The following is a 1,796-nucleotide window of genomic DNA, read 5'->3' as shown; positions in this document are numbered from 1 at the left end:
CAGTTGCGTCAGCAGGCCGCCGCCGGGATTGTTGGACAGGCGGATCTCGCCACCTGCGGCGCGCGCGATGTTGCGGGCAATGGTCAGGCCGAGACCAAGACCGCCGGTCTGGCGGTTGCGCGATTGTTCGAGGCGCACGAACGAGCCGAACACGGCGTCGATCTGCGCCTGCGGTATGCCAGGCCCTTCGTCGCGGATGGTGAGCAGGATCATGTCCTCCGACCGGCGCAGCGAAAGATGCGCCTTCTTGCCGTAGGTGACCGCGTTCTGCACCAGATTGGTGACGCAGCGCTTGAGCGCGACCGGCCGCGCCATGCAGATCAGCCCGCGCGAACGGGTCTCGTCGTCGAACGAGACGTCGTCATAGCCGTCGGCGATCGATTCCACGAGCGACCAGAAGTCGATGCGTTCGTTCTTTTCCTCGGTCACTTCGAAGGTGGCGAAGTCGATCACCGAGCTGGCGATGCTCTCGACATCGGCGAGGTCGTGCGCCAGCGCCTCGCGGACCGCCGATTTGCGCAACAGCTCCAGGCGCAGGCGCATTCTGGTCATCGGCGTGCGCAGATCATGCGCCAGTGCCGCCGCCAGATGTTCGCGGTCCTCGACATATTCGCGCAACCTCGCCTGCATGGCGTTGATCGCCTTGGCGGCGGCACGCACCTCGCGGCTGCCGCCCTCGGCGATCGGCGGGCTCTTCAGATCCTTGCCGATCCGGTTCACGGCGGTTTCCATCATCCGGTAGGGCGCCGTCAGCCGGCGCAGCGACCAGATCGACATGATCACCACCAGCCCTGCGATCAGCGAATAGAGCGGCAGGCTGTCGAAGCTCAGGATCGGGCCGACGGGCGTGATCGGTTCGGTGAAATTCAGCCATTGGCCGTCGGCGAAGCGCAGCGATGCCGTCAGCTTGTCGCTCTGGGCGAAGTCGGCGGCCAGCACCAGAAGGTCGCGCTCGACCTGGCCGATGTCGGGTCCTGGCGTCGTGCCGTCCGCGTCGTCGGCCTCGCGCGTCGCCGGATCGCGGCGCACGCGTGCATCGGTGATGCCGAATTTGGACAGCCGGCCGACGAGGATGTCTTCGAGTTCGGCCAGTTCGTCATCGCCGGCGATCGACGAAGTGACCGCCGGCGTGTCCGAAACGGTGAGCGCGTAGGTGGAGTTGAACAGGCCGGTCGCCGTCGCCTTGCGCTCGTCCGGACTGGCGTCATGCATGAGCTGCACCAGCGAGAAGGCACGGTCGTTGAGCCGGTAGAGGTCGACGACGTCGTTGGCGGCAGCGCGGTCGCGCGAGACGATGTAGAGGGTCGCGACCTGGCTGATCAGCAGGCCGGCAATGACGATCAGCAGCACCCAGACAGGCAAGGTCTGCGGCAGGAAACGTCTCATTCGGAGGTCGTCTCGGGCAGGAACTGGTAGCCGCCGCTGCGTACGGTCAGGATCAGCTTGGGCGTCTTCGGGTCGTCCTCCATCTTGCGCCGCAACCGGCTGACCAGGATGTCGATGCTGCGGTCGAAGGAATAGTCGCTGTCGCCGCCGGACAGTTCGATGAGCTGGTCGCGGGTCAGCACACGCTGCGCACTCTTGACGAAGGTCTGCAGCAGGTTGAATTCGGCCATGGTCAGCTCGACCCTGACATCGTCGGGTGCGATCAGCCGGCGCCGGGCACAGTCCATCGTCCAGCCGGCGAAGCGGTAGATCTGCTTGGTGGTGGCGCGCTTCGGCTCGGCGGCGCCATTGCGCCTGAGCACGGCCCGGATGCGCGCCAAAAGCCCGCGCGGGCCGAAGGGCTTGGGCAC

At 66.3% G+C, this 1,796-nt stretch carries 2 protein-coding genes; both read right to left on the bottom strand.

Translation table 11 applies throughout. From position 1 onward, the window contains the following. The coding region (locus tag ENZ75_RS26540) for an ATP-binding protein (RefSeq protein ID WP_128278435.1) at nucleotides 1–1,386 on the bottom strand (1,386 nt) is incomplete at its 3' end. Then, nucleotides 1,383–1,796 (bottom strand): response regulator transcription factor (locus ENZ75_RS26535; protein WP_164888016.1); only part of this gene is annotated, 414 nt, incomplete at its 5' end. The genes ENZ75_RS26535 and ENZ75_RS26540, both read right to left, overlap by 4 nt.

The sequence above is a fragment of the Mesorhizobium sp. M7A.F.Ca.CA.002.04.1.1 genome, assembly GCF_004022805.1.
Taxonomy (GTDB): Bacteria; Pseudomonadota; Alphaproteobacteria; order Rhizobiales; family Rhizobiaceae; genus Mesorhizobium; species Mesorhizobium ciceri.
Note: the sequence above shows the minus strand (reverse complement) of the source record. Positions and strands in the feature narration are given on the sequence as shown.